The following is a 22641-nucleotide window of genomic DNA, read 5'->3' as shown; positions in this document are numbered from 1 at the left end:
GAAGCCCCGGTTACGGGAAGGGGCGGGATCGGGGCTCTTCACTCCGGCACCTCCGGGTACCTGCCACCGAAAGGAAGTCCATGGAGACCCAGAGCCCGACACTGCGCAAGCTCGCCGACGACATACGAGCCGGCGAGCCCCGTGCCGAAGAGCACTTCTGGCAAAAGGCGCAAGCCACCGGCACTCCCCTCGTCGAACCCGACCGGAACGGCGATCCCGCCTACCGCCTCGTCACCTTCCTCTGGCGGGACGCGCTCGCCACCGACGTGCTGGCCCTCCTGCACACCGTCACCGACAAGGACCGGCACGCCGGCGACCTGAGCCCGCATCTGATGCGCAGGGTGCCGGGTACGGACGTGTGGGCGATCAGTCACCGGCTGCGTGCCGATCACCGGGCGTCGTATCAGTTCTCCGTGCGGCGCGGCCCCCGCGCGGAGGCGCCGCGCACCGATCGCCGGGCCTGGCTGGGCGTGCTCGACTCGGCCGTGCCGGATCCGCTGAACGGGGCGCCGGTGCTGCCGTCGCGCGACGGCCGGCACCCGTCGTCCGTACTGGAGCTCTCCGACGCCCCGGCCCAGCCCTGGGCGCACCCGCGTCCGGACGTACCGCGCGGCGAGCGGATCGAGGCCGTGGTCGACGGCCGGCGCGTGGGGGTCCATCTGCCCGCCGGGCACCGCGCGGCGGACGGCCCGTACGCCGTCGCCGTGCTGCTGGACGGCGAGATGTGGGGCCCGGTGCTGGACTTCGGGGACACGCTCGACAATCTGCACGCGGAGAAGCGCGTTCCGCCGACGGTCACGCTGCTGGTGGAGACCATGGGCCGGGACCGGCGGATGGCCGACCTCAGTTGCAGTGAGGAGTTCGTGGACTGGCTGGCCGATGTGCTGCTGCCGTGGGCCGTGCGGGAGTACGGGGCGGCGGAGGATCCGGCGCGGACGGTCGTGGCCGGGCAGAGCGCGGGCGGGCTGACGGCGGCGTTCGCCGCCTTCCGCAGGCCGGAGCGGTTCGGGAACGCGCTGTCGCAGTCGGGCTCGTTCTGGTGGCCGGACGGGACGGAGTTCGACAGCGGCAGCGAGTGGCTGACCCGCCAGTACGCGGCGCGGGAGCGGCTGCCCGTCCGTTTCCACCTGGAGGTGGGTCTTCAGGAGTGGATGCTGCTGCCGCAGAACCGCCATCTCCGGGACGTCCTGCGGGCACGCGGCTACGAGGTCGCGTACGAGGAGTTCAACGGCGGCCATGACTATGCCTGCTGGCGCGGCGGGCTCGCCACCGGGCTCGCCGGCCTGCTGGCCGACCGCTCCTGACCGCCGGTCCCGTACACCCGCACAGGTCCGCCCCCTGCCGACGCGAGCCGGCAGGGGGCGGAGCGGTGCGGGGCGGCCGGGTCAGGCCGCCGCCGGTGTCTCCCGCTCCCGCGGTTCGTCGTCGAACAGTGGGGGCGCGGGGGCGTCCTTGGGCAGCTTCAGGGCGAAGAGCGTGCCGAGGGCGACCAGGCCGGCGGTGGTGAGGATCGCCGCCCGATAGGGGCCGGGGGCCGCGTCGCCGCCGTCTCCGTCCCCGCCGCCGGCCGCGGCGATGACGCCCGCGGTCGCGGCGATGCCCAGCGCGCCGCCCAGGGTGCGCACGATGGTGAACAGCCCCATCGCCTGGCCCATGGCCGGGGGCGCGACGTCCGCGAACCCGGCGATCTGGACGGTGAGTACGGCCGTTCCCAGCACCAGGCCCACGCAGAACATCAGGGCCCGGACCGCCCAGGCGTTCTCGGCCACGCCGGGCAGGGCCAGCGCGGCGAAGACCGCCGTCGCCAGGATCAGGGCGGGTGCGGCGAGCAGGCGGGGTCCGAGCCGGGGCAGCAGTCGGTCGACCGCCTGGGAGGCCAGCATCAGTCCCAGCGCCTCCGGGAAGACGCTCAGCCCCGCGTCCAGGGCCGAGGCCCCCAGGGCCGCCTGGTAGAGCAGCGGGAAGGCGAAGAGGACGCCCATCAGCCCGGCCGAGGTGACCAGGGCGAGAACCGTGGCCGACGCGAAGACCCGGTCGGTGAGGAGTCTCAGGTCCAGCAGCGGCGCCTTCGCCTTCCGCAGGTGGACACAGGCGGCGACGAGCAGGGCGACGCCGAGCACGGCGCTCGCCGCGACGGCCGGCGAGGTCCACCCGTGGGCGGGGCCGAAGCCGAGCGCGTAGGTGAGCAGGCCGAGGGCGGGCGTGGCGAGCAGGAAGCCGGTCCGGTCGAAGCCGTCCTCGGTGCCCTCCACCTGCTCTCGCAGCGCGAGCGCACCGAGCAGAACGGCGGCGGCGCCGATCGGCACGTTGACGAAGAACAGCCAGTGCCAGGAGAGGTGCTCGGTCAGGAAGCCGCCGAGCGGCGGGCCGAGAGCGGGCATCAGGGCCGTCGGCACGATGAGCACCTTCGACAGCTTCACCCGCTCGTGCGGGGGGAACGTGCGGAAGAGCAGGGTCATGCCGACGGGCGTGAGCAGCCCGCCCGCGATGCCCTGCGCCACACGGGCGAGCACCAGTTCCGGCAGCCCCTGGGCCAGTCCGCAGGCGGCGGAGGCCGCGGTGAAGACGGCCAGCGCGCCGAGGAAGACGCGCTTGGTGCCGAGGCGGTCGCCGAGCCATCCCGCGGCGGGCAGGGCGACGGCGAGCGCGACGAGGAAGGCGACCTCGACGGTGTTGGCGGCCGACACCGGTTCGCCGAAGTCCCGGGCGATGGTGAGCAGCGCCGGGTTGACGATGGTGGAGTCGAGCCCGTTCATGCACATCGCCGCCGTGTAGACGATCACGACGGCGATGCGCGGCGTCATGCCTCTCACCGGGCCGCCGGCGTCAGATCGGTCCAGTGCTCGGTGATCCAGTCGAGGGCGGCCTGCCGCTCGCACGGGCCGTGGACGACGGTCCAGCCGCCGGGCACGGCGGCGAACCCGGGCCAGAGGCTGTGCCGGCCCTCGGCGTTGACGAGGACGAGGAACTCTCCGTCGCCGTCGAAGGGGTTGGCGGGTGCGTCGCTCATGGGGTCAGTTCTCCAGGTTCCGCAGGTGGTCGGCGATGACGCTCGCGATGTGCGCGATCGGTTCGGGCAGGGTCATGTCCTTGTGCGAGCAGGCGACGTCGGTATTGACGATGCGCCCGGTCACATAGGGGGTCCAGGTCTCAGGGGTGAGGGCGTCGTCGATGGTGTCGATGGTGGCCCGGAAGAAGAGCACGTCGCCGTCGAAGACGCGGTGGTCGAACTCGCGCACCAGGTGGTTGGTGTTGAGGTAGGTGCGGTTGAGGGCCTCGATGGTGGCGTCGTCCAGGCTGGCCAGCGGCGAGCCCTCGCGGCGCAGCACCTCGGTGACGTGGGCGAGTTCGAAGGGCTTGCCCTCCAGGCTGTCCGGTCCGTAACCGCCCATGGCGAGCAGGGCTTCGAGGGCCTCGGCCTGGTCGGGCACGGGCAGCTCGCGGAAGCCCTCGGCCGGGTAGGCGTCGAGGATGGCGAGCAGCTCGACCTCGGCGCCGAGGTCCTGCAGGCGGGTGGCCATGGCCTGGGCGATGATGCCGCCGGTGGACCAGCCCATCAGGCGGTACGGGCCCGCCGGCTGGACCTCGCGGAGCCGGTCGGCGTAGTGCGCGGCCAGCTCCTCCAGGGTCCGGGGCAGCGGGAGGGCGGCGGTGGCCGAGCCGACGCCCTGCGCCTGGAGGCCGTAGATCGGCACGTCGGCGGGCAGATGGCGGATGAGTCCGGCGTAGCACCAGCTGAGGCCGCCGGCGGGGTGGACGCAGTACAGCGGTGATTTTCCCGAGAGGCCGGCCTCGTTCGCCGGGCGCAGCGGCAGCAGGACGTCCAGCGCGTCCGTGCCCTCCGTCGCGTCGAGCGCGGCGTCGAGGGCGGCCACCGTCGGCGCCTGGAAGACGGTGCCGATGCCGACCTCGGCTCCGACGGCCTCCTTGACGCGGCCGGCGAGGCGCACGGCGAGGAGCGAGTGGCCGCCGAGGTCGAAGAAGTTGTCGTCGACGCCGACCCGGGGCAGGCCCAGGACATCGGCGAAGATCGCGCACAGCTGTTCCTCGCGGGGGCCGCGCGGGGGCCGGCCGCCGGTGACGGCGGCGGCGAGGTCGGGTGCGGGCAGGGCCTCGCGGTCGAGCTTGCCGTTGGCGGTCAGCGGCAGCCGGTCCAGGAGCACGACGGCCGACGGCACCATGTGGGCGGGCAGTCCGGTGCCCGCGTGCTCGCGCAGCAGGGCCGGTGTGGTCTCGCGGGCGGGCACGGCGTAGGCGACGAGGCGCTTGTCGCCGGGGGTGTCCTCGCGGACGACGACGGCGGCGTCGGCGACGTCCGGGTGATCGGCGAGGACGCCCTCGATCTCGCCGAGTTCGATACGGAAGCCGCGGATCTTGACCTGGTGGTCGGCGCGGCCGAAGTAGTCGAGGTCGCCGTCGCGGCGGCGGCGGGCGAGGTCGCCCGAGCGGTACATCCGGGTGCCGCTCTCGCCGAAGAGGTGGGCGAAGGGGTCGGCGACGAACCGTTCGGCGGTCAGGGCGTGGCGGCCGAGGTAGCCGCGGGCCAGGCCCTCGCCGGCGACGTACATCTCGCCGGTGACGCCGGGCGGCACGGGCTGGAGGCTGTCGTCGAGGACGTAGACGCGCAGGTCGGGGATGTTGACGCCGATGGTGCTCGACGCGCCGGCGGCTGCCTTGGCCCGGTCGAGGGCGATGTGGGAGACGTGCACGGTGGTCTCGGTGATGCCGTACATGTTGACGAGGGTGGGGGCGTCCTCGGCGTGGCGGTCGTACCAGTCGGCGAGGCGGGCGAGTTCGAGTGCCTCGCCGCCGAAGACGACGTAGCGCAGGGCGAGGTCGCTGCCCGGGTGCTCCTTGTCGGCCGCGCTGAGCTGGTAGAAGGCGGACGGCGTCTGGTTGAGGACGGTGACGCGCTCGGCGGCGAGGAGGCGCAGGAACGCGGCCGGGTCGCGGCTGACGAGGTGGGGGACGACGACGAGCCGGCCGCCGTGCAGGAGGGCGCCCCACAGTTCCCAGACGGAGAAGTCGAAGGCGTAGGAGTGGAAGAGCGTCCAGACGTCGTCGGCGCCGAAGCCGAACCACCGGTCGGTGGCGGAGAACAGCCGGGCGACGTTGTGGTGGGTGACGGGGACGCCCTTGGGGCGGCCGGTGGAGCCGGAGGTGTAGATGACGTACGCGACGTCGCCGGGCCGCAGGGGGCGGGCGCGTTCGCCGGGTGCCAGGTCGGTGGGCTCGTACGCGTCGGCCTCGGTGCCGTCGACGAGGACGGTCGGCAGGTCGTGGGCGGGGATGCGCGCCGCGGTCGCGGTGTCGGTGACGACGGCGGCGGGGGCGGCGTCCCGGAGCATGTACGCCAGGCGGTCGGCCGGGTAGTCGGGGTCCATCGGCAGGTAGGCGGCGCCGGACTTGGCGACGGCCAGCAGGCCGGTGACGAGTTCGGGCGACCGGGGCAGGGCGAGCGCGACGATGGAGCCGGGGCCGATGCCGCGCGCGGTGAGCAGGCGGGCGAGGCGGTTGGCGCGGGCGGACAGCTCGGCGTAGGTGAGGCCGGTGCCCTCGCAGGTGACGGCGGTGCGCCCGGGGTGGCGGCGGGCGGCGTCCTCGTAGAGCTCGACGAGGGTCTGCTTGACGGGTTCGGGGGCGGGCGTGCCGGTGTTCCACTCGACGAGGGAGCGGTGGCGCTCGGCGTCGTCGAGGAGCGGCAGGCGGCCGATGGGGGTGTCGGGGTCGGCGGCGGCCGCGGCGAGCAGCCGGGCGAGGTGGGTGGAGAGGGCTTCGGCGGTGGCGGCGTCGAAGAGGTCGGTGCGGTATTCGAGGAAACCGGTGATGCCGCCGCCCGGCCGCTCACCGGCGTTGAGGGTGAGGTCGAACTTGGCGGTGCCGGAGGGAACCGTTCCCATGCGGGCGGTGAGGCCGGGGCCCATCGCGAACTCGGCGTCGGGCACGGACTGCCAGGCGAGCATCACCTGGAACAAGGGGTTCCGCGCGCGGGAGCGGGACGGGTTGAGTGCCTCGACGAGCCGGTCGAAGGGCAGGTCGCCGTGGTCGTGAGCGGAGAGCGTGGCGGTGCGGACGCGGTCGAGGAGAGTGCGGAAGGTGGGGGCGCCGGTGGTGTCGGTGCGCAGGACGAGCGTGTTGACGAAGAAGCCGACGAGGTCGGCGGTCGCCTCGTCGTCGCGCCCGGCGACAGGGGTGCCGATGGGGATGTCCGTGCCGCAGCCGTAACGGGAGAGGAGGGCGGCGAGGGCGGCCTGGACGACCATGAAGACGCTGGTGCCGGTGGTGCGGGCGAGCGCTTCGACGGCGGCATGGGCGGGGCGGTCGAGGTGGAAGGGGACGGTGTCGCCGTCGTGGGAGGCGACGGCGGGGCGGGGGCGGTCGGTGGGGAGTTCGAGCTGGTCGGGCAGGCCGGCGAGGGCCTGCTTCCAGTGGTCGAGCTGCCGGGTGGCGAGGGGGGTGGGGGCTTCGGTGGTGCCGAGGAGGCACTGCCGCCATGCGGTGTGGTCGGTGTACTGGATGGGCAGGGGCGGGAGTTCGGGTTCTCGGCCCGCGGCGCGGGCGACGTAGGCGGTGGCGAGGTCGCGGGCGAGGGGGGTGGTGGAGGCGCCGTCGCCGGCGATGTGGTGCAGGAGGAGGAGAAGGGTGTGGCTGCCTTCCCCGTCGGAGAAGAGGGTGGCGCGCAGTGGGGGTTCGGCGGCGAGGTCGAAGCAGTGGCGTACGGCCTTGGTGATGTCGGCCTGGTCGGCTGAGGGCGCGATGTGCAGCTCGGGGCAGGCCTCGTCGGGGGCGAGAATCCGCTGGTAGGGCTCGTTGTCAGTGGCGGGGTATACCGTCCGAAGTGTCTCGTGACGCTGGGTGAGGTCGCGGAGGGCGAGGCCGAGTGCGTCCCGGTCGAGGGGGCCGGAAAGGGTGAGGAGGAGCGGGATGTTGTACGTGGGGCTGGCGCCTTCGAGGCGGTACATGAACCACAGCCCCTTCTGGGCCGGGGACAAGGGCATCCGGTCCATACGGGGTACGGGCACGAGGGCGGGCTGGTCGTCGCTGCTGCTGTTATTACTGTCGCTGTCGCTGTTGCCGAGGAGGGCCGCGAGGGCAGCTGGGGTGGGGTTGCGGAAGACGTCGGCGAGGCGGATGGTCCCGTCGACGGCGTCGCGGATCCGGGAGGCGAGGCGCCCGGCGAGCAGCGAGTGGCCGCCGAGGGCGAAGAAGTCGGCGTCTGTGGACGGCGGGGCGTCCAGGCCCAGGACGTCGTGGAAGAGAGCGCACACGATCTCTTCCTGCGGGGTGCGCGGTCCCCGGTGCGCGGAGCTCGTCAGGAGCTCCGGGTCGGGCAGGGCGCGGTGGTCGAGCTTGTCGTTGGCGGTGCGGGGCAGGGCGTCGAGGAGGACGATCGCGGCGGGCACCATATGCGCGGGGAGCCGGTCGGCGAGGTGGGCGCGCAGGTCATCGCCGAGGTCTGACATACCGGAGGCGTCGGCGGTAGGCACGGCGTAGCCGAGGAGCCGCTTGCCGTGGGCGGTGTCGCGGGCGATCACGGCGGCCTGGGCGACGGCCGGGTGGTCGGCCACGACGGCCTGGATCTCGCCGAGTTCGATGCGGAAGCCGCGGATCTTCACCTGGTCGTCGGCGCGGCCGAGGAACTCCAGGGTGCCGTCGGGGCGGCGGCGCACGAGGTCGCCGGTGCGGTACATGGCGGCGCCGGGCTCGCCGTGGAGGGCGCCGAAGGGGTCGGCGGTGAAGCGTTCGGCGGTGAGGTCGGGGCGGCCGAGGTAGCCGCGGGCGAGGCAGGCGCCGGCGATGTAGAGCTCGCCGGTGACGCCGGTCGGCGCGGGCCGCAGGGAGTTGTCGAGGACGTAGGCGCGGGAGGCGCGCACGGGGCTGCCGTGGGCCTGCCCGTCCTCGCCGGGCACCCAGTAATAGGCGTCGACGGTGGTCTCGGTGGGGCCGTAGAGGTTCAGGGGGGTCAGGCCCTCGGTGGCGGCCAGGCGGCGCCACAGGGGTTCGGGCACGGTCTCGCCGCCGACGACGACCATGGCCGGGTGGTGGCGGCCCTCGTCCAGGAGCCCTTCGGCGAGGAGGGCCTCGGCGTAGGAGGGGGTGACGTCGAGGTAGTCGACGCGTTCGGTGTGGACGTAGGCGGCGAGGGCGGCCGGGTCTCGGTAGCCGGCGTCGTCCAGGAGGTGCAGTTCGTGGCCGTGGACCATCCAGATCAGCGGGTCCCAGGAGGCGTCGAAGGCGAAGGAGGCGCTGTGGGCGACGCGCAGCCGGTCCCGGCCGGTGCGCCGGACGGCGGGTGCGATGTGGTCGGTGCCGTGCCCGGCGTGGAGGTTGGCGAGGGAGGCGTGGGTGACGACGACGCCCTTGGGGCGGCCGGTGGAGCCGGAGGTGTGGATGATGTACGCGGCTCGGGCGAGTCCGGGGGCGGGGGGTGCCGTGGCGGGCCGGGCGTCGATCCGGGCGCGGGTGGCCGGGTCGTCCAGGAGCACGATAGGCATGGAGTGCGCGGGCAGCCCGTGGACGGCGTCGGCGGTGCCGAGGAGGCAGCCGGGGCGGGTGTCGTCGAGGACGGCGGTCAGGCGCTGTTCGGGGTGGCCGAGGTCGAGGGGCTGGCAGACGCCGCCCGCCTTGAGGACGGCGAGCAGGGCGACGACGGTGTCCGCGCTGCGCGGCAGGGCCAGGGCGACGGAGGTCTCCGCCTGCACGCCGGAGGCGGTGAGTTCGTGGGCGAGGCGGTTGGCGGCGGACTCGAGTTCGGCGAAGGTGAGGGTGATGCCGCCGCTGCGGACGGCCACGGCGTCGGGAGTACGGGCCGCCTGTGCGGTGAAGAGCTCGGGCAGGGTGCGGTCGGGGGCCGGTTCGGCGCGCCCGGCGGTGGCCCGGTGGATCTCGTCGGCGTCGAGGAGGTCGAGGGTGCCGATGGGACGGTCCGGGGCGTCCAGGAGCAGGCCGGTGAGGGCGTCGAGGTAGCGGAGCAGCGCCTGTTCATGTCCGGCGAGCGATCCGGCGTCGTAGCGTGCCGGGTTGGCGTCCAGGCCGATCCGCAGTGCGCCGTGCGGGGCGGGGACGACGGAGACGGCGAGGTCGTCGACGGGGCCGGCGGCGAGGTTGTGTACGGTGCCGGGCAGTCCGGCGAAGTCCAGGTCCTCGCCCTCGAACGCCTTGATGTTGACCATCGGCCCGAACAGAGGCTGTTCGCTGCCGGTGAGGCCGAGGTCCCGGCGGAGGTCCTCCAGCCGGTAGCGCCCGTGACGGTTGACGGCGCGCATCTCGCGGACGACGCGGCGCAGGAGTTCGGCGCCGGTGTCCTGGGGGCGTACGGCGATGCGCAGCGGCATGACGTTGACGGTCATGGCGGGGGTGCGCAGGGCGGCGCCGCGGCGGTTGGCGAGCGGCAGGCCGAGGACGACGTCCGGGGTACCGGTGAGGCGGTGCACATAGCCGGCTGTGGCGGCGACGAAGAGCTCCACCCAGGTGGCCTTGACGGTGTCGGCGGCCTCCGTCAGGCGGTTCTGGGTGCCTGCGGGGAGGGTGCTGGTGCGGCGCACGACCGCGCGCGCGGAGGCGACGGGCCGGTCGGAGAGCGAGACGGGTTCGGGCCGGTCGGCGAAGCGCTCGCGCCAGAAGTCGCGGTCGGCGGTGCGCTGTTCACCGGCGAGGTAGGCGGCTTCGTCGTCGGCCAGCTCGCGCAGGGTGCCGAAGGGGTTGGGGGCGGGCTCCTCGCCGGCGGCGAGGGCGGTGTAGACCTCGGCGACGCGGCGGCCGATGAGGGTCAGGGCGTAGGCGTCGACGGCGAAGTGGTGGACGCGCTGGTACCACCAGTAGCGGTCGTCGGCGAGGCGCAGGAGGGCCTGGGTGACCAGCGGACCGCGGGTGAGGTCGACGGGCCGGGCGAGGTCCGCGCGCGTCCACGCCGCGGCCTCGGCGCGCGGGTCGGCGGCGGTGCGCAGGTCGATCCGCCGAAGTGCCGACGGTCCTGCGGAAACGCGCTGCGCGGGAGGTGCGTCACCGGCGCCCGCGGTCACGAGGAGGCCCAGGCTCTCGGCTTCGCCGGCCGTGCGGCGCAGGGCCCGTTCGAAGCGCTCCTCGTCCAGGGGCCCTTGGATCTCCACGCGGTCACCGGTGTTGTAGACCGGGCTGTCGGGGGCGAGTTCCTGCGCGTACAGGATTCCGGCCTGGGCGGCGAGCAGCGGCAGCGCGGCAGGATCGGTCTCGGCCTGGTGGTGACGCATGGCGTGGGGACTCCCGTTGTATGACAGCGATCTGGCCACACCGGACCCCCGGCATGTCAGCTTAGGTAAGCCTAAGCTATTTTTTTACCCGCCCGTGAGAGTCTCCGTCACAGCGGGCGATACGAACAGGAGCCAGACCATGACCGCGGCCGACGACCTCAAGCCCGCCCTGCGCGCACGCGTACTCGCCCACCGCGAGGATCTCCTGACGCTGAGCCGGCGCATCCACGCGCACCCCGAGACCGCCTTCGCCGAGCACCGCGCCGCCGGCTGGTGCGCGGACTTCCTGCGCGGGCACGGCTTCGACGTCACCGCACCGGCGTACGGGCTCGACACGGCCTTCACCGCGACGGCCGGTTCGGGCCCGGTGACCGTGGCCATCGCCTGCGAGTACGACGCCCTGCCCGGACTCGGCCACGCCTGCGGGCACAATCTGATCGCCGCCGCCGGCGTGGGCGCGGCGCTCGCCCTTGCGCCGCACGCCGACGAACTGGGGCTGACGGTACGGGTCGTGGGCACCCCGGCCGAGGAGCGCGGTGCGGGCAAGGCGCTGCTGCTGGAGGCCGGCGCGTTCGACGGGGTGGACGCGGCGATGATGGTGCATCCGTGCCCGTTCGAGGTGGCGGAGTTCCGCTCGTTCGCGCTGGGCACCCTCTCGGTCGCGTACACCGGGAAGGCCGCCCACCCCAGCCTCAATCCGCACGAGGGCCGCAACGCCGCCGACGCCCTGACGGTCGCCCAGGTCGCGCTCGGCCTGCTGCGCCAGCAACTGCCGCCGCAGTGGAAGGTGCACGGCGTGACCACCGGCGCCGGCACGGCGCCGAACCTGATCCCCGACCGGGCGACCGCCGAGTACGAGATCCGCGCGTCGGCCGCGGAGGACCTGCGCGAGCTGCGGGAGCGGGTCGAGGCGTGCTTCCGCGCGGGGGCGCTGGCCACGGGGTGCGAGGTCGCGCTCACCCGCCCCGAGCCGGACTACCTGGACTTCCGCACCGACCCCGGGCTCATCGCGCTGTGGCGGGCCAACGCGCGGGAGCTGGGCCGCCCGGAGCCGCAGCGGCGGGAGGCGTTCGCCTGCACGGACATGGGCAACGTCTCGCACGTGGTGCCGTCGATTCATCCGGTGCTGGACATCACGGGGGGCTCCTGCGGGCCGCACGAGCCGGAGTTCGTGGAGGCGGCGGTGTCGCCCATGGGTGAGCAGGCGCTGCTGGACGGGGCGGTGGGCATGGCCTGGACGGCGGCGGATTTCGCGGCGGCGCGCGCATAGCCCGACCGCACTGCCGCGCGGTGTCCTCGATCGCCGGACAGGCTCCAGAGGAGCCTGTCCGGCGATCGAGGACCAGGACCCGGGGCGGAGCCCCGGTCACTTCACGACTTCGTCAGCGCCTTCGTGATGTCGTCGATGACGACCTCGCTCGCCAGCGGCCCACCCCGCGTCGACCACACCGAACCGTCCACCGTCACGGCGTGGTTCTTCTTGACCGCGTTCAGGTCCTTGTACGCCGGCTTCTCCTGGACCTCCTTCAGCGCCTTCTCACCGTCGGAGGTGAGGGTGGAGAGGAAGAGCCAGTCGCCGTCGATCTCGTTGATCCTCTCCAGGCTCAGCGCCGGCGTGTGCGCGTTGCCGTCCTTGTCCTGGGACTTCGGGCGCTTGAGGCCCATGTCCAGGGCGACGCCACTGGCGAACTGCTTCCTCTCCATCCAGCTGGGGCCGTCCGGGTTCCAGCGCACGATGCTGACCTCGGCGCCCTTGTTGCCGCCCAGGCCCTCTCCGGCCTTCTTGGCCTTGGCCTCGTAGCCGGAGATGACCTTGTTGGCCTTGTCCAGGGCGTTGACGGCGTTGCCGACGCCACGGAAGGACAGCTTCCAGTCGTCGGTCGGGGCCATAGTGACCAGCGTGGCGGGCGTGATCTCGCGCAGCTGCTTGAGCATCTGCTCGTCCTGCATGTCGCCGGCCAGGATGAGGTCGGGCTTGGCGGCGACGACCTTGTCGATCACCGGCTGGAGCAGGTTGCCGACGACCTTGATGTCCTTGACCTTGTCCGCGAGGTAGGCGGGCGGCTTGGCGAGGCCCTGGCCGTTGGTGATGCCGACCGGCTTGATGCCGAGGGCCAGCACCGCGTCGAGGTCCTCCTGAGTGAGCGTCACGACGCGCTTGGGGTGGGCCGGGACCTGGATCGCCTTGCCGGTCGCGTCCTTGACCGTGCGGCTGTCGGCGGAGTCGGACGCCGCCTCCGACGCGCCGGAGCCCTTGCCCGAGTCCGAGCCGCAGCCCGTCACCAGCACGGCCGCCGCGCCGACGGCGGCGCATACCTGCACCACACGGCGCGGGGCGGACAGCAGGAAGCGGTGGGGTGAGGTCATCGAAAGCTCCGGGCGTGTAAGGAGGGGTGGAGAAAAAAGAGGTGAAGAAAGGGGTGCGGCAAAGGAAAACGCGTCGACCGGCCGCACAAGGGTTCCCTCGCACGGGTCGACGATGGACATTAGGTTAGCCTTACCTTAAAGCTCTCCGGCCAGGAGGGTCCATAACAATCCGGCGATCGTCCCGAAAGGCCCCCGCCCGTGGAGCTCCGCGTCGAACAGCTCATCGCCGGTTACCCCGGCCACCGCGCCGTGGCAGGCGTCGACCTCACCGTCCCCTCCGGCGAGGTCGTCGCCATCGTCGGGCCCAACGGCTGCGGCAAGTCCACGCTGCTGCGCTCCATCGCCCGCCTCCACCAGCCCGAGTCCGGCCGGATCCTCGCGGGCGACGCCGACATCTGGCAGCTCCGGCAGCGGCAGGCCGCCCATCGCATCGCGCTCCTCCCCCAGTCCCCGCTGGCCCCCGAGGCCGTCACGGTCGCCGGGCTCGTACGCTACGGACGCCACCCGCACCAGGGCCTGTTCCGCCAGTGGTCCCGCGAGGACGAGCGGGCCGTCGGGGAGGCGCTGCGCGCCACCGGCGTCGCCGGCCTCGCCGACCGCCGCCTCGACCAGCTCTCCGGGGGCCAGCGGCAGCGCTGCTGGCTGGCGATGGTGCTGGCCCAGGAGACCCCGGTGGTCCTCCTCGACGAGCCGACCAGCGCGCTCGACATCGGCCATGCCGTCGAGGTCCTCGACCTCGTGCGCGAGGTGGCCGTGGCGGGCCGTACGGTCGTGATGGTCCTGCACGACCTGGCCGGCGCGGCCCGCTACGCCGACACCGTCGTCGCCATGAAGGACGGGCGGATCGTCGCCCAGGGGGCGCCCCGCGACGTCGTCGACAGCGCCTTGGTGCGCGAGCTGTACGGCATCGAGGCCGACATCCTCCAGGCCCCGGACGACGGCTCCCCCGTCGTCGTCCCGGCCGCGCGGCACGCGGCAGCGGCGGTCGCCGCGCGCTAGCGGTGTCCGGTGGATCGGGTGCGGGCGGCTGCGGGCCGTCGTCGTGCGCACCACCGCTGCGCGGCGGTGTCCTCAATCGCCGGACGGGCTGGAATTGGCTGAGCTCAGCCGAATTCAAGCCCGTTGGGGGTACCTACCAGCGGTAGCTGGGGGAGTTTGAGGACGCGCACGCAGGGCGCCCGCCGCCGCAGACGGCAAAGACGGCCACGGCTCGCCGGACACCATGAGCGGTCCCCGCCAACCGCCATTTCGCAGCGATTCGCCCCGGTATGGCAAGCCCGTCAAGGCCGGCCATCCGGCAAGAATGGCGGCGTGATCGCTCAAGACGTGGGACAACGTCGCGCCCAGGACTGGTATCTCGCGGCCGCAGGGGTGTTCGCGGTCGGCATGGCGGGGACCACGCTGCCGACGCCGCTGTACGGGCTCTACCAGGAACGGATCGGGTTCTCCGAGCTGATGGTGACCGTGATCTTCGCGGTCTACGCGTTCGGTGTGATCGCCGCGCTGCTGGTGGCCGGCGACTTCTCCGACGTTCTGGGCCGGCGCCCGGTGCTGCTGTCCGCTCTGGGGCTGTCGGTCCTGAGCGCGGGGTGCTTCCTGGGGGAGAGCGGACTGCCGCTGCTGTTCGCGGGACGGCTGCTCTCGGGATGCGCCGCGGGGCTCTTCAGCGGGGCCGCGACGGCCGCCGTACTGGAACTGGCGCCTCCGGAGCGGCGCGGACAGGCGGCGTTCGCCGCCACGGCCGCCAACATGGGCGGCCTGGGCTGTGGTCCCCTGCTGTCGGGGTTCCTGGCGCAGTACGCACCCTGGCCGCTCCGGCTGCCCTTCCTGGTGCACATCGCTCTGCTCGCGGCGGCCTTCGCCGTCACCCGCGCCCTGCCGGAGACCGTGGAGCCCCGCACTCCTCGCCCGCCGCTGCGCCCTCAGGGCATGGTCGTACCCCAGGAGACGCGCGGAGCGTTCGTGCCGGCCGGGCTGGCCGCGTTCGCCGGCTTCTCCGTCCTGGGACTGTTCACCGCGGTGGCGCCGGGCTTCCTCGCCCAGACCCTGGGAGAGCACGACCTGGCCGTTACGGGCCTGGTCGTCTTCTCGGTGTTCTGCTCCTCCACGGCCGGCCAGTTCTCGATGGGCCGGGTGGGCGCGCGGCGCGCGCTGCCCACCGGTTGCCTGGTACTGACGGCCGGCATGGCCGTCGTGGCGACCTCCCTCCTGGTGGAATCCCTGCCGGTGCTGGTCGTCGGCGCGGTGGGCGTGGGCCTCGGCCAGGGACTCGCCTTCCGCGCGGCCCTGACCAGCGTGAGCGCGGTGGCCCCGGACGAGCGCCGGGGCGCGACGATCTCGGCCTTCTTCGCCGTCGCCTACGTCGGAATCTCCTTGCCGGTGATGGGAGTCGGGGCCCTCACCCTGGCTCTGGGGCTGCGCGGGGCGGGCCTGGTCTTCGCGGGGTGCGTGATGGTCCTGACGGCCACCGTGGGCGCGTACCTCCTGCGCCGGCCCCTACGGACGGACTGACCGAAGGCGCGGTGCGCGCGCCCCCGGGACTCGCTCCTGTACCTACCAGTATGTAAAGTGCTCCGCGTGAGCACCTCGGAACGTCTGATCGACAGCACGCGCGAACTCCTCTGGGAACGCGGCTACGTGGGTACGAGCCCCAAGGCCATCCAGCAGCGCGCCGGCGCCGGACAGGGCAGCATGTACCACCACTTCACCGGCAAGCCGGATCTCGCCCTCGCGGCGATCCGGCGCACGGCGGAGGAGATGCGGGCCACGGCGGAGGAGCGGTTCGCGGGGCCGGGCACGGCCCTGGAGCGGATCTCCGCCTACCTGCTGCGCGAGCGCGACGTCCTCAAGGGCTGCCCGATCGGCCGCCTCACCCAGGATCCGGACATCGTCGCCGACCCCGTGCTGCGCCGGCCGGTCGACGAGACCTTCGACTGGCTGCGCGGCCGGCTCGCGGAGCTCCTCGCCCAGGGCCGCGAACGCGGTGAACTCGACGCCTCGCTCGACCCCGTGGCCACGGCCTCGACCGTCGTCGCGGTCCTCCAGGGCGGCTACGTCCTCGCCCGCGCGGCCGACTCGGCCGAGCCGTTCCACCAGGCCGTCGAGGGCGTCCTCGGCCTGCTCACCCGCCACGCCCGCGCATAAGGGAGTTCCGCACGTGTACGCCATGCAGTACGAGATCACCCTGCCCGCCGACTACGACATGAAGGTCATCCGCAACCGGGTCGCCCGCTCCGGCCACCTCCTCGACGACCGGCCCGGACTCGGCCTCAAGGCGTACGTCATCCGCGAACGCGGCACCGACGGCTCGCCCGTCAACCAGTACGCCCCCTTCTACCTCTGGAACGACACCGGCGCGATGAGCCACTTCCTCGTCGGCGGCGGTGGCTTCCAGAACATCCTGCGCGACTTCGGGCGGCCCGCCGTACGGCACTGGACCGGCGTCGCGTGCGAGGCCGGTCCGGCCCGCGGCGGCACGCCCCGGGCGGCCTCCCGGCACATCACCACCCTGCCGTCCGGCGCCGATCCGGCGGCGGCCGTCGAGGAGGCGCTCGGCGCGCTGCTCCTGACGGCGCGGGAGGAGGGCGTGCACACGACGGCGCTCGCCTTCGATCCGTGCGGGTGGCAGCTGCTGCGGTTCACGCTGTGGCGGGACGCGGTGCCGGAGGCGGAGCCGGCCACAGAGCGCTACGAGGTCCTGCACCTGTCGGCGCCGGGGCTGCGGTCACCACTCCAGGGCCCCGGGCCTCACACCCCGGCCGGGCTGGATTCCACGGCCGGTGCGGCGGGCACCTGACACGGCGTCGCCCTGCCGCGGTGCCGCGCCGCCGGTACGGCGGCGAGCGCGCGTCGCGCGTGGCCGATGTGGGAACGGGCCGTGGCCTCCTCGACGCCGAGGAGTTCCGCGACCTGCCCCACGGTGTAGCCGATCACGAAGTGGAGCACGAGGGCGTCGCGCTGCCGTTCGGGCAGCCGGGCGACGGCCGCGCACAGCTCCATCTCTTCCTCCGGCGGGCCGGACCGCCATGGGTGCTCCTCCCGGAGCGGGTGGGCGGCCGTACCGCGGTCGACCGGGTGGCGGTCGAGGTGCTCCCGCAATAAGGACCACGCGCAGGACTCCGCCGACGGCTGCCGCAGGACGTGCGGCCAGCACGGCCGCAGCCGGGCGAAGACCTCCGCCACGATCCGCTCGGCGGCCTCCCGGTCCCCGGTGCGCACCCGGGCGTACGCGCCCCACTTGGCGGCGTGCAGCTCGTGGAAGGCCACGAAGGTGACGGCCAGGCGACGGCGGCGCGTGCCGGCCGGCGGAAGCCGCTCCCAGTCTCCAGTCACAGATCCCTCGATCCGTAGAACCGCCGCGCGGCGTGGATGTGCGTGCCGGCCGGTGCCGCTGCCCGGCGCACCGGAGGACCGGGCCTTTGATGCGGCAACACGTCAAAAATCTTAGCTCTCCGCGTCCGGTCGGTGACGGGTTTGCGGTCAGCGCTTCCCTGCCGGACGGGCGGAACCGCTCGGTCGCCGCGGTTCAAATGGCGTAGTGCCAGGTGGTGAGCATGTAGGCGCCGTACCAGCAGCCGAACAGGGTGGCCGCGCCGAGGGTGACGGCCGCCGTACGGGTCCGGGCCCGGGCCAGCGCGCGGGCGGCGGGGACGAGGAAGAGGACGGCGGGGACCAGCAGCCGCAGTTTGGAGTGGGAGTAGTTGCTCTGGCAGAGGGTCAGCACGACGATGCCGGTGCCGTACACCAGCAAGGGCGGCCAGGTGACCCGGTGCCAGGTGAGCAGGGTGGCGCAGACCAGTCCGAGGAGGAGGACGGCGGCGCTCACCGGCACCCAGCCCTCGCCGTGGCGAAGCGTTTCCGCGAGGAAGTCCAGGAACGCCGCGCCGTTGTCCCAGTGGGTGCCCCAGCCGGCCTCCTGGATGCGGAACCACGCGTCCGGCTCGCCCACCCGCTCCCCCACCCACCACAGGTACAGCGGGGTGCCGGCGCAGGCGAGGGCGACCGCCGCCACCGGGCGCCGGATGAGGCGGCGTTCGCGCAGCAGGTGCAGGCCGGCGGCGACGGCGAGGGCGGCGACGGCCGCGACGGCGGCGGGCCGGGTCAGGCCGGTGAGCAGCGCCAGGGTGCCGGCGGTGAGCCAGGCGCGGCGGTGCGCGGCGAGGAGCGTTCCGGCGGCCAGGGCCAGGAACAGGGCCTCGCTGTAGGACATCAGGAAGGCCAGGGCCATGGGCTGCGCCCCGGCCAGCAGCACGAGGGCCACGAGCGCGGTGCGGCGCCCGTACAGCCGGGTGAGCAGCTCGCCCACGACGACGAGCGCGGCGATCAGCGAGAGGTGGGCGGCCACGATGCCGGCCGTCCCGTGGTCGAGGCGGGTGACCGTGTGGACCACGCGGATCAGCAGTGGGTACAGCGGGAAGAACGCCAGGTTGTTGCCGGTGAGCCGGCCGTCCTCGCCGTAGGAGAAAGCGTCCGGGTAGCCGTTGGCCGCGATGTCCGCGTAGAGGTTGCCGTCCCAGGACAGCAGGCGCCGGCGCAGGCCGGGGTCGTCGGGGCCGCCCATGGCGGCGAGCAGCACGAGGTGGAGCACGGCGGTGACCGCGTAGATGGCGAGCGCGGGCCGCACCCGAGTGAAGAATCGTTTCGGCAGAGGGGTGTGCCCGGGCTCGCTCCACGAGGGCCGGGCGCGGGGCACCGTCGTGGAGGAGCCGGGTATGAGGGCCGGGTTCATCGTTGTCATGCCGTTCCGTCTGGTGTGCTCGTGCTGCGTCCGGGGCGGACCGAGCCCGTGGTGGGCCGGCCGGTTCCTCAGGGCGTCGGGTAGTGCTCGGCGCGTGCCGCGGTGACGAGGGCGGAGACGTCCGCCCAGTCCAGGCCCGCTCCGCGTGCCCGGCGCATCCACTCCGAGAGCTCCCCGCGCAGCGGGGAGTCGGCGAGTGGCCTGGTCTGCGCCGGGATGGCGCTGACGAAGGTTCCCACGCCGGGGCGGGGTTCGACGAGACCCAGGTGTTCGAGCTCCCGGTACGCCTTGAGCGTCGTGTTGGGGTTGAGCCGGGTGTCGCGGGCGACCCGGGCCGCGGTGGGCAGCTGGTCGCCGACGGCCAGGATGCCCAGCCGGAGGGCCTCCTGGACCTGCTGGACGATCTGCAGGTAGGCGGCCATCCCGCTGTGCCGGTCGATCCTGAACTCGACCATCTGCGGCCGCCCCCTCATTCCGTCCATGTGCGCGACGACCGGAAGGTCCCGCGGCTCACAGCGGTCGCCGGCGGGCCCACCACAGGGTGAGGCCGGTGATCGCGGCGGTGACCGCCAGCAGGATCGCGGCGCAGGTCCACTGCATGGCGCTCATCTGGTCGTAGCCGAAGTATTCCAGGCGTTCGGCGACGATCCCCTTGTTGGCCCGGCAGGCGGCGCCCGTGCGCTCGTTGAAGCAGGTGCCGAAGCCGTGGAACCCGCCGTTCGCGTCGACGGTCCAGTTGTCGTACGCCACGGCGGCCCGGGGTACGTGGGGCTGTCCCAGCTCGACCGGGTTGGTGATCACGCGGGGCGTGAACGGCAGCAGCCGGACCCGGTCCCACACCTCCGTCATGGCGAAGGCGAAGCCGAAGGTGAGGACCATGGCGGGCAGCGTCCGGCGGACGAGCACACCGGCGGCGACACCGACGGCGAGGTGGAGCAGGGCCATCGCCACCGGCATCGGTCCGGTGTGGTCGAAGATGGTACCGCCCGACCACTCCCCCACGTTGACGACCTCGTGCGCGGGCTCCCACCACCAGGTGAAGACGGCGGAGAGCAGGGCCGAGCACACGACGGTGACCAGCGCCGCCATGCCGAGCTTGGTGGCCAGCCAGCGGCCGCGCGTGACCGACTGGGTGGTCACCAGCTTCACGGTGCCGCGCTCCCGGTCGCCGGAGATCAGCGGGGCGCCGAGGAATACGCCCGCGACGATGGGCACCATCGACAGGATCCAGGACCCGTCCTGGAAGGCCGCGCCGTACGCGTCCTGCATCTCCATCAGCAGGTCGCGCGGCACGGGGGTGGCCACCTCGTGCCGGCGCAGCCAGTCGTTCATCGAGGCCCGCTGCCAGAGCATGTTCACGCTCGCGGCGGCGGTCAGGAGCAGACAGGCCACGAAGGCGGTGCGGTGCTGGCGCCACACCAGCCACGCCAGGCCGCGCAGGACGCGCGGCGGCTGCTTGCCGGCCTCGCCCGCGCGCCCGGCCGATTCCTCTGCGGTCGCGCTCACGCGGCCTCCTCCTGCGGTTCGCTCTGTTCGTCTTCGGGGTGCTCGACGCGGGCGCCGGGCGTCACCAGGGCCGGGGTGCCGGGTGAGCGCAGGTAGCCCAGCAGCACCTCCTCCAGGGAGGGCTCGGTGACCCGCCAGTCGCCCTCCACCGGTCCGTGCCGCCGGATCAGGGCGGTGAACTGGCGGCCCGTGGCGCGCGATTCGACGACGGTGTGCCGGGCGATCTCCTGCGGGACGCCGTCCACGAGGTGGGCGCCGGTCACCAGACGGTGGGCGCCCAGCAGCTCGTCGATCTCGCCCGCGAGGCGGAGCCGGCCGTCGGCGACGGCCAGCAGGTGGTCGCACATGGTGGCCACGTCGGACAGCTGGTGGGAGGACATGAGCACGGTCGTGCCCTGTTCGGCCGCCTCGGCCATCAGCAGGCCCGCGATGTCGTGGGCGGCGAGCGGGTCCAGTGCGGCCACCGGTTCGTCGAGCAGCAGCAGTTCGGGCCGCTTGCCGAAGGCCAGCGCGAGCGCCAGCCGGGAGCGCTGGCCGCCGGAGAGGGCTCCGACGCGGGTGTGCGGGGCCAGCCGGCCGGACCGTACGATCCGCTCGGCGATCCCCTGGTCCCAGCGCGGATTGAGCTCCCGGCCCAGGCGCAGGGTCTCCTCGACGGTGAACCTCGGGAACAGCGGCTTGTCCTGTGCCACGAAGGCGCACCGGGCCGGCGCCGCCGGGCCGGTGACGGGCATGCCGAGGATCCGCAGGCTCCCGGTCGTCGGCCGGGTGATCCGCGCCGCGATGCTCAGCAGCGTGCTCTTGCCCGCGCCGTTGGACCCCACGAGCCCGCAGACGGCCCCGGCCGGCAGCCGGAACGAGCAGTCCCGCAGGGCCCACCGCCGCCGGTACCGCTTCCCCAGCCCCCGCGCCTCGATCGCCCAACGGCTCACGCCGTCGGCTGACGTCGTCCCACCCATGACCCACCTTGCTTGCTAATTAACTAGTCAGCTAGTGGAATGAGCATTAAGGATCACCGGGTCGCATGTCAATACACGGAATGAAAGTCACAAGTCGCCCAGATCGCCATCATTGGTGCACACCGTGCGCTCATTGGGGTGAATCATCTCCGCGCCCTCTGCCCGAGGTTGACGCATGATGCTGTGCTGACATCGCGCCCGGCGACAGGGAATCACCTCCGGGCCGGGGCACGGGCCGGCCACGGTTCGCCCGGCCCGATCGAGCGCGAGACGCGCGTATCGCTTGCCGCCCGGCGGATCCGGCAAGTCATCGGTCTCCATCCCCCGAGAGAACTCACCCCGTCGCGGCCGGCGCGGCGCGGGTCCAGGGAGGACGTCATGAGACGCAAGCTCATCGCCGGAGCGGCGGCCGCGGCACTGGCCGGCCCGGCCCTGCTGACGGCCACCGCGGCACCGGCCCGGGCCGAGCAGCGCTGGCTCGGCATCACCATGCTGAAGCAGGAGAAGTCCCAGTGGTGCTGGGACGCCTCCGGCCTGACGATCGCGCGGTACTTCGGCCACACCCAGTACAGCCAGACCGATTTCTGCGACCTCGCGGCCAAGAACAGCGGCCTGAGCTGCAACAATCAGCCCGCCACGCTCGACGACATGGCCAACGCCTGGTCCAACATGGGCTTCCGCAGCACCGGGCAGGGCCTCAGCCGCGCCGCCACCTTCAACGAGGTCGGCCAGGAGATCGAGGGCATCCGGCCCGTCGCCGTCCGCATCGGCTGGAAGTCCGGCGGCGGCCACATGAACGTCGTCTACGGCTACGACCCGAACCAGTCGACCGTGGGGGTCGGCGACCCCTGGCCGGACACCGCCACGTACACGTGGTGGGACTACGACGCGTACGTCAACAACAGCTCGTTCAGCTGGACCCATTCCCGCATCGGCGAGACAGGCTGAGGCAGGCGGTCATGCGCGGCACGCGAATCTCCCCCGAGCTGTTCCTCGGCCTGCCCCTCGGCGCGGCGGCACTGCTGGCCGCCGTCTGCGCACCGGCACAGGCCGCCGGCGGCCCCAAGGACGTCCCCGACTACCAGGGTGCCCTCACGGTGCTCCACTCGGCCCCGGTCAAGGACAAGGTCTGCCGCTTCCTCACCATGATGGCCAAGAGCGGTGGGAAGACCGGTGAGCAGAAGGCTCCCGTCAAGGCCGGGCCCTGCGATCCGAAGCAGACGTTCAGCACGCAGGACCCGATCGCCCTGAACGAGATCACACCCGATTTCGTCGCCGGAAAGGCGAAGCCGGACCTGCTGGAGGCGGTGCGGCTCACCTATCTGGTGTCCCTGGTGACCAGCGCCGACGGCAAACAGGCCACCGTCATGCTCGTGCTCCCCGGCGGGGGCGGCGAATGGCGGCTGGCGGCCGTGCGTGACGGTGACGGCGACTTCACCTTCGCCGGCAGGGCCACGCCGGCCATCACGGTGTTCGCCGAGCCGCAGATCCGCGCCTGGTACCGGGTCACCCTCGACAGCGTCGCCCCGCTCAACGACGCGGCGACCGCCGGGCTCGGTGGCAAGGACAAGGTGTCGCTCGCCGAGTACCAGAAGCTGGTGACCGCCCGCTACGCGGACAAGTTGCCGGGCTCGGAGTACGACACGAAGGGCCTCTCCAGCGGCTACCGGCCCACCGCGGCGGCGCGGGACAGCGAGTCCCCGGCGCCCCTGGTGCTCGGCGGCTCGGGCGCGGCGCTGACGCTCGCGGGCGGCGCGTTCGCCCTGCGCGCGTACCGCGGGCGGACCCGGCCGCGGTCGTGAACCGGTAGAAGACGAAAGGGCCGGGCGGTCGTACGCGGACG

The 22641-nt window shown here is 73.1% G+C and carries 17 protein-coding genes; 8 read left to right on the top strand and 9 right to left on the bottom strand.

From position 1 onward, the window contains the following. The first annotated feature begins 80 nt into the window (after window positions 1-80). Window positions 81-1304: an enterochelin esterase gene (gene fes / locus J7E86_RS10355; protein WP_215081269.1), complete on the top strand. Its 1224-nt coding sequence runs from the start codon at window positions 81-83 to the stop codon at window positions 1302-1304. 81 nt (window positions 1305-1385) lie between these two features. Here fes and J7E86_RS10350 read toward each other — a convergent pair whose 3' ends face one another. Genes J7E86_RS10350 through J7E86_RS10340 form a run of 3 tightly spaced genes read right to left on the bottom strand, consistent with a single transcriptional unit; the run spans window position 1386 to window position 10229 of the window. Continuing rightward, entirely contained in the window at window positions 1386-2804 is a 1419-nt protein-coding gene (locus J7E86_RS10350) for a DHA2 family efflux MFS transporter permease subunit (protein WP_215081268.1), read from the bottom strand. A gap of 5 nt (window positions 2805-2809) precedes the next feature. Then, window positions 2810-3010, bottom strand: coding sequence for an MbtH family NRPS accessory protein (locus tag J7E86_RS10345; protein ID WP_215081267.1), 201 nt, complete (start codon window positions 3008-3010; stop codon window positions 2810-2812). A gap of 4 nt (window positions 3011-3014) precedes the next feature. Next, the gene (locus tag J7E86_RS10340) at window positions 3015-10229 is read right to left on the bottom strand and encodes a non-ribosomal peptide synthetase (protein ID WP_215081266.1); all 7215 of its coding nucleotides are present in this window, start codon (window positions 10227-10229) and stop codon (window positions 3015-3017) included. A gap of 139 nt (window positions 10230-10368) precedes the next feature. On the opposite strand from J7E86_RS10340, the gene J7E86_RS10335 reads away from it, so the two are divergent. Continuing rightward, window positions 10369-11499 carry a M20 family metallopeptidase gene (locus J7E86_RS10335; protein ID WP_215081265.1) on the top strand — a complete coding sequence of 377 codons (1131 nt, stop codon included), beginning with the start codon at window positions 10369-10371 and terminating at the stop codon, window positions 11497-11499. 101 nt (window positions 11500-11600) lie between these two features. Here J7E86_RS10335 and J7E86_RS10330 read toward each other — a convergent pair whose 3' ends face one another. Then, window positions 11601-12596, bottom strand: coding sequence for an ABC transporter substrate-binding protein (locus J7E86_RS10330; protein WP_215081264.1), 996 nt, complete (start codon window positions 12594-12596; stop codon window positions 11601-11603). A gap of 198 nt (window positions 12597-12794) precedes the next feature. Here J7E86_RS10330 and J7E86_RS10325 point away from each other — a divergent pair, with 198 nt between their 5' ends. From J7E86_RS10325 to J7E86_RS10310, 4 genes are all read left to right on the top strand, one after another. Continuing rightward, the gene (locus J7E86_RS10325; RefSeq protein WP_215081263.1) at window positions 12795-13595 is read left to right on the top strand and encodes an ABC transporter ATP-binding protein; all 801 of its coding nucleotides are present in this window, start codon (window positions 12795-12797) and stop codon (window positions 13593-13595) included. A gap of 312 nt (window positions 13596-13907) precedes the next feature. Further along, a complete protein-coding gene (locus J7E86_RS10320; RefSeq protein WP_374223785.1) occupies window positions 13908-15107 on the top strand; it encodes an MFS transporter in 1200 nt (399 codons plus the stop codon). 66 nt (window positions 15108-15173) lie between these two features. Beyond that, on the top strand, window positions 15174-15740 hold the full coding sequence (locus J7E86_RS10315) for a TetR/AcrR family transcriptional regulator (RefSeq protein WP_215081262.1): 567 nt from the start codon (window positions 15174-15176) through the stop codon (window positions 15738-15740). A gap of 13 nt (window positions 15741-15753) precedes the next feature. After that, complete coding sequence (locus J7E86_RS10310; RefSeq protein ID WP_215081261.1) at window positions 15754-16392, top strand: DUF4865 family protein; 639 nt, start codon at window positions 15754-15756, stop codon at window positions 16390-16392. Here the strand turns inward: J7E86_RS10310 and J7E86_RS31825 are convergent. The 5 genes from J7E86_RS31825 to J7E86_RS10285 all read right to left on the bottom strand — a co-directional run bounded on the left by J7E86_RS31825 (window position 16344) and on the right by J7E86_RS10285 (window position 20798). Continuing rightward, on the bottom strand, window positions 16344-16928 hold the full coding sequence (locus J7E86_RS31825; protein ID WP_215081260.1) for an RNA polymerase sigma factor: 585 nt from the start codon (window positions 16926-16928) through the stop codon (window positions 16344-16346). The genes J7E86_RS10310 and J7E86_RS31825 overlap by 49 nt on opposite strands. 193 nt (window positions 16929-17121) lie before the next feature. Next, window positions 17122-18333 (bottom strand): hypothetical protein, encoded by a 1212-nt coding sequence (locus J7E86_RS10300; RefSeq protein ID WP_251018928.1) that lies wholly within the window; start codon window positions 18331-18333, stop codon window positions 17122-17124. 68 nt (window positions 18334-18401) lie between these two features. Continuing rightward, complete coding sequence (locus J7E86_RS10295; RefSeq protein ID WP_251018927.1) at window positions 18402-18815, bottom strand: GntR family transcriptional regulator; 414 nt, start codon at window positions 18813-18815, stop codon at window positions 18402-18404. A 28-nt stretch (window positions 18816-18843) separates the two neighbouring features. After that, on the bottom strand, window positions 18844-19839 hold the full coding sequence (locus tag J7E86_RS10290; RefSeq protein WP_215081259.1) for an ABC transporter permease subunit: 996 nt from the start codon (window positions 19837-19839) through the stop codon (window positions 18844-18846). Then, entirely contained in the window at window positions 19836-20798 is a 963-nt protein-coding gene (locus tag J7E86_RS10285) for an ABC transporter ATP-binding protein (RefSeq protein ID WP_215081258.1), read from the bottom strand. Before J7E86_RS10285 ends, J7E86_RS10290 begins: the two co-directional genes overlap by 4 nt. Before the next feature lie 378 nt (window positions 20799-21176). Here J7E86_RS10285 and J7E86_RS10280 point away from each other — a divergent pair, with 378 nt between their 5' ends. Both J7E86_RS10280 and J7E86_RS10275 read left to right on the top strand, forming a co-directional pair. Continuing rightward, window positions 21177-21746: a papain-like cysteine protease family protein gene (locus J7E86_RS10280; protein WP_215081257.1), complete on the top strand. Its 570-nt coding sequence runs from the start codon at window positions 21177-21179 to the stop codon at window positions 21744-21746. Between the two features lie 11 nt (window positions 21747-21757). Next, window positions 21758-22600, top strand: coding sequence for a hypothetical protein (locus J7E86_RS10275; protein ID WP_215081256.1), 843 nt, complete (start codon window positions 21758-21760; stop codon window positions 22598-22600). Window positions 22601-22641 lie beyond the last annotated feature (41 nt).

The sequence above is a fragment of the Streptomyces sp. ISL-11 genome (genome assembly GCF_018614525.1).
Taxonomy (GTDB): domain Bacteria; phylum Actinomycetota; class Actinomycetes; order Streptomycetales; family Streptomycetaceae; genus Streptomyces.
This window is presented reverse-complemented; position numbering and strand designations above follow the sequence as displayed.

Bases quoted from the DNA above. Each gene is read 5' to 3' on its own strand.
- J7E86_RS10295 (WP_251018927.1), bottom strand. From the start codon at position 18,815: ATGGACGGAATGAGGGGGCGGCCGCAGATGGTCGAGTTCAGGATCGAC.
- fes (WP_215081269.1), top strand. From the start codon at position 81: ATGGAGACCCAGAGCCCGACACTGCGCAAGCTCGCCGACGACATACGA.
- J7E86_RS10285 (WP_215081258.1), bottom strand. From the start codon at position 20,798: ATGGGTGGGACGACGTCAGCCGACGGCGTGAGCCGTTGGGCGATCGAG.
- J7E86_RS10345 (WP_215081267.1), bottom strand. From the start codon at position 3,010: ATGAGCGACGCACCCGCCAACCCCTTCGACGGCGACGGAGAGTTCCTC.
- J7E86_RS10275 (WP_215081256.1), top strand. From the start codon at position 21,758: ATGCGCGGCACGCGAATCTCCCCCGAGCTGTTCCTCGGCCTGCCCCTC.
- J7E86_RS10335 (WP_215081265.1), top strand. From the start codon at position 10,369: ATGACCGCGGCCGACGACCTCAAGCCCGCCCTGCGCGCACGCGTACTC.
- J7E86_RS10300 (WP_251018928.1), bottom strand. From the start codon at position 18,333: ATGACAACGATGAACCCGGCCCTCATACCCGGCTCCTCCACGACGGTG.
- J7E86_RS10340 (WP_215081266.1), bottom strand. From the start codon at position 10,229: ATGCGTCACCACCAGGCCGAGACCGATCCTGCCGCGCTGCCGCTGCTC.
- J7E86_RS10350 (WP_215081268.1), bottom strand. From the start codon at position 2,804: ATGACGCCGCGCATCGCCGTCGTGATCGTCTACACGGCGGCGATGTGC.
- J7E86_RS10330 (WP_215081264.1), bottom strand. From the start codon at position 12,596: ATGACCTCACCCCACCGCTTCCTGCTGTCCGCCCCGCGCCGTGTGGTG.
- J7E86_RS10280 (WP_215081257.1), top strand. From the start codon at position 21,177: ATGAGACGCAAGCTCATCGCCGGAGCGGCGGCCGCGGCACTGGCCGGC.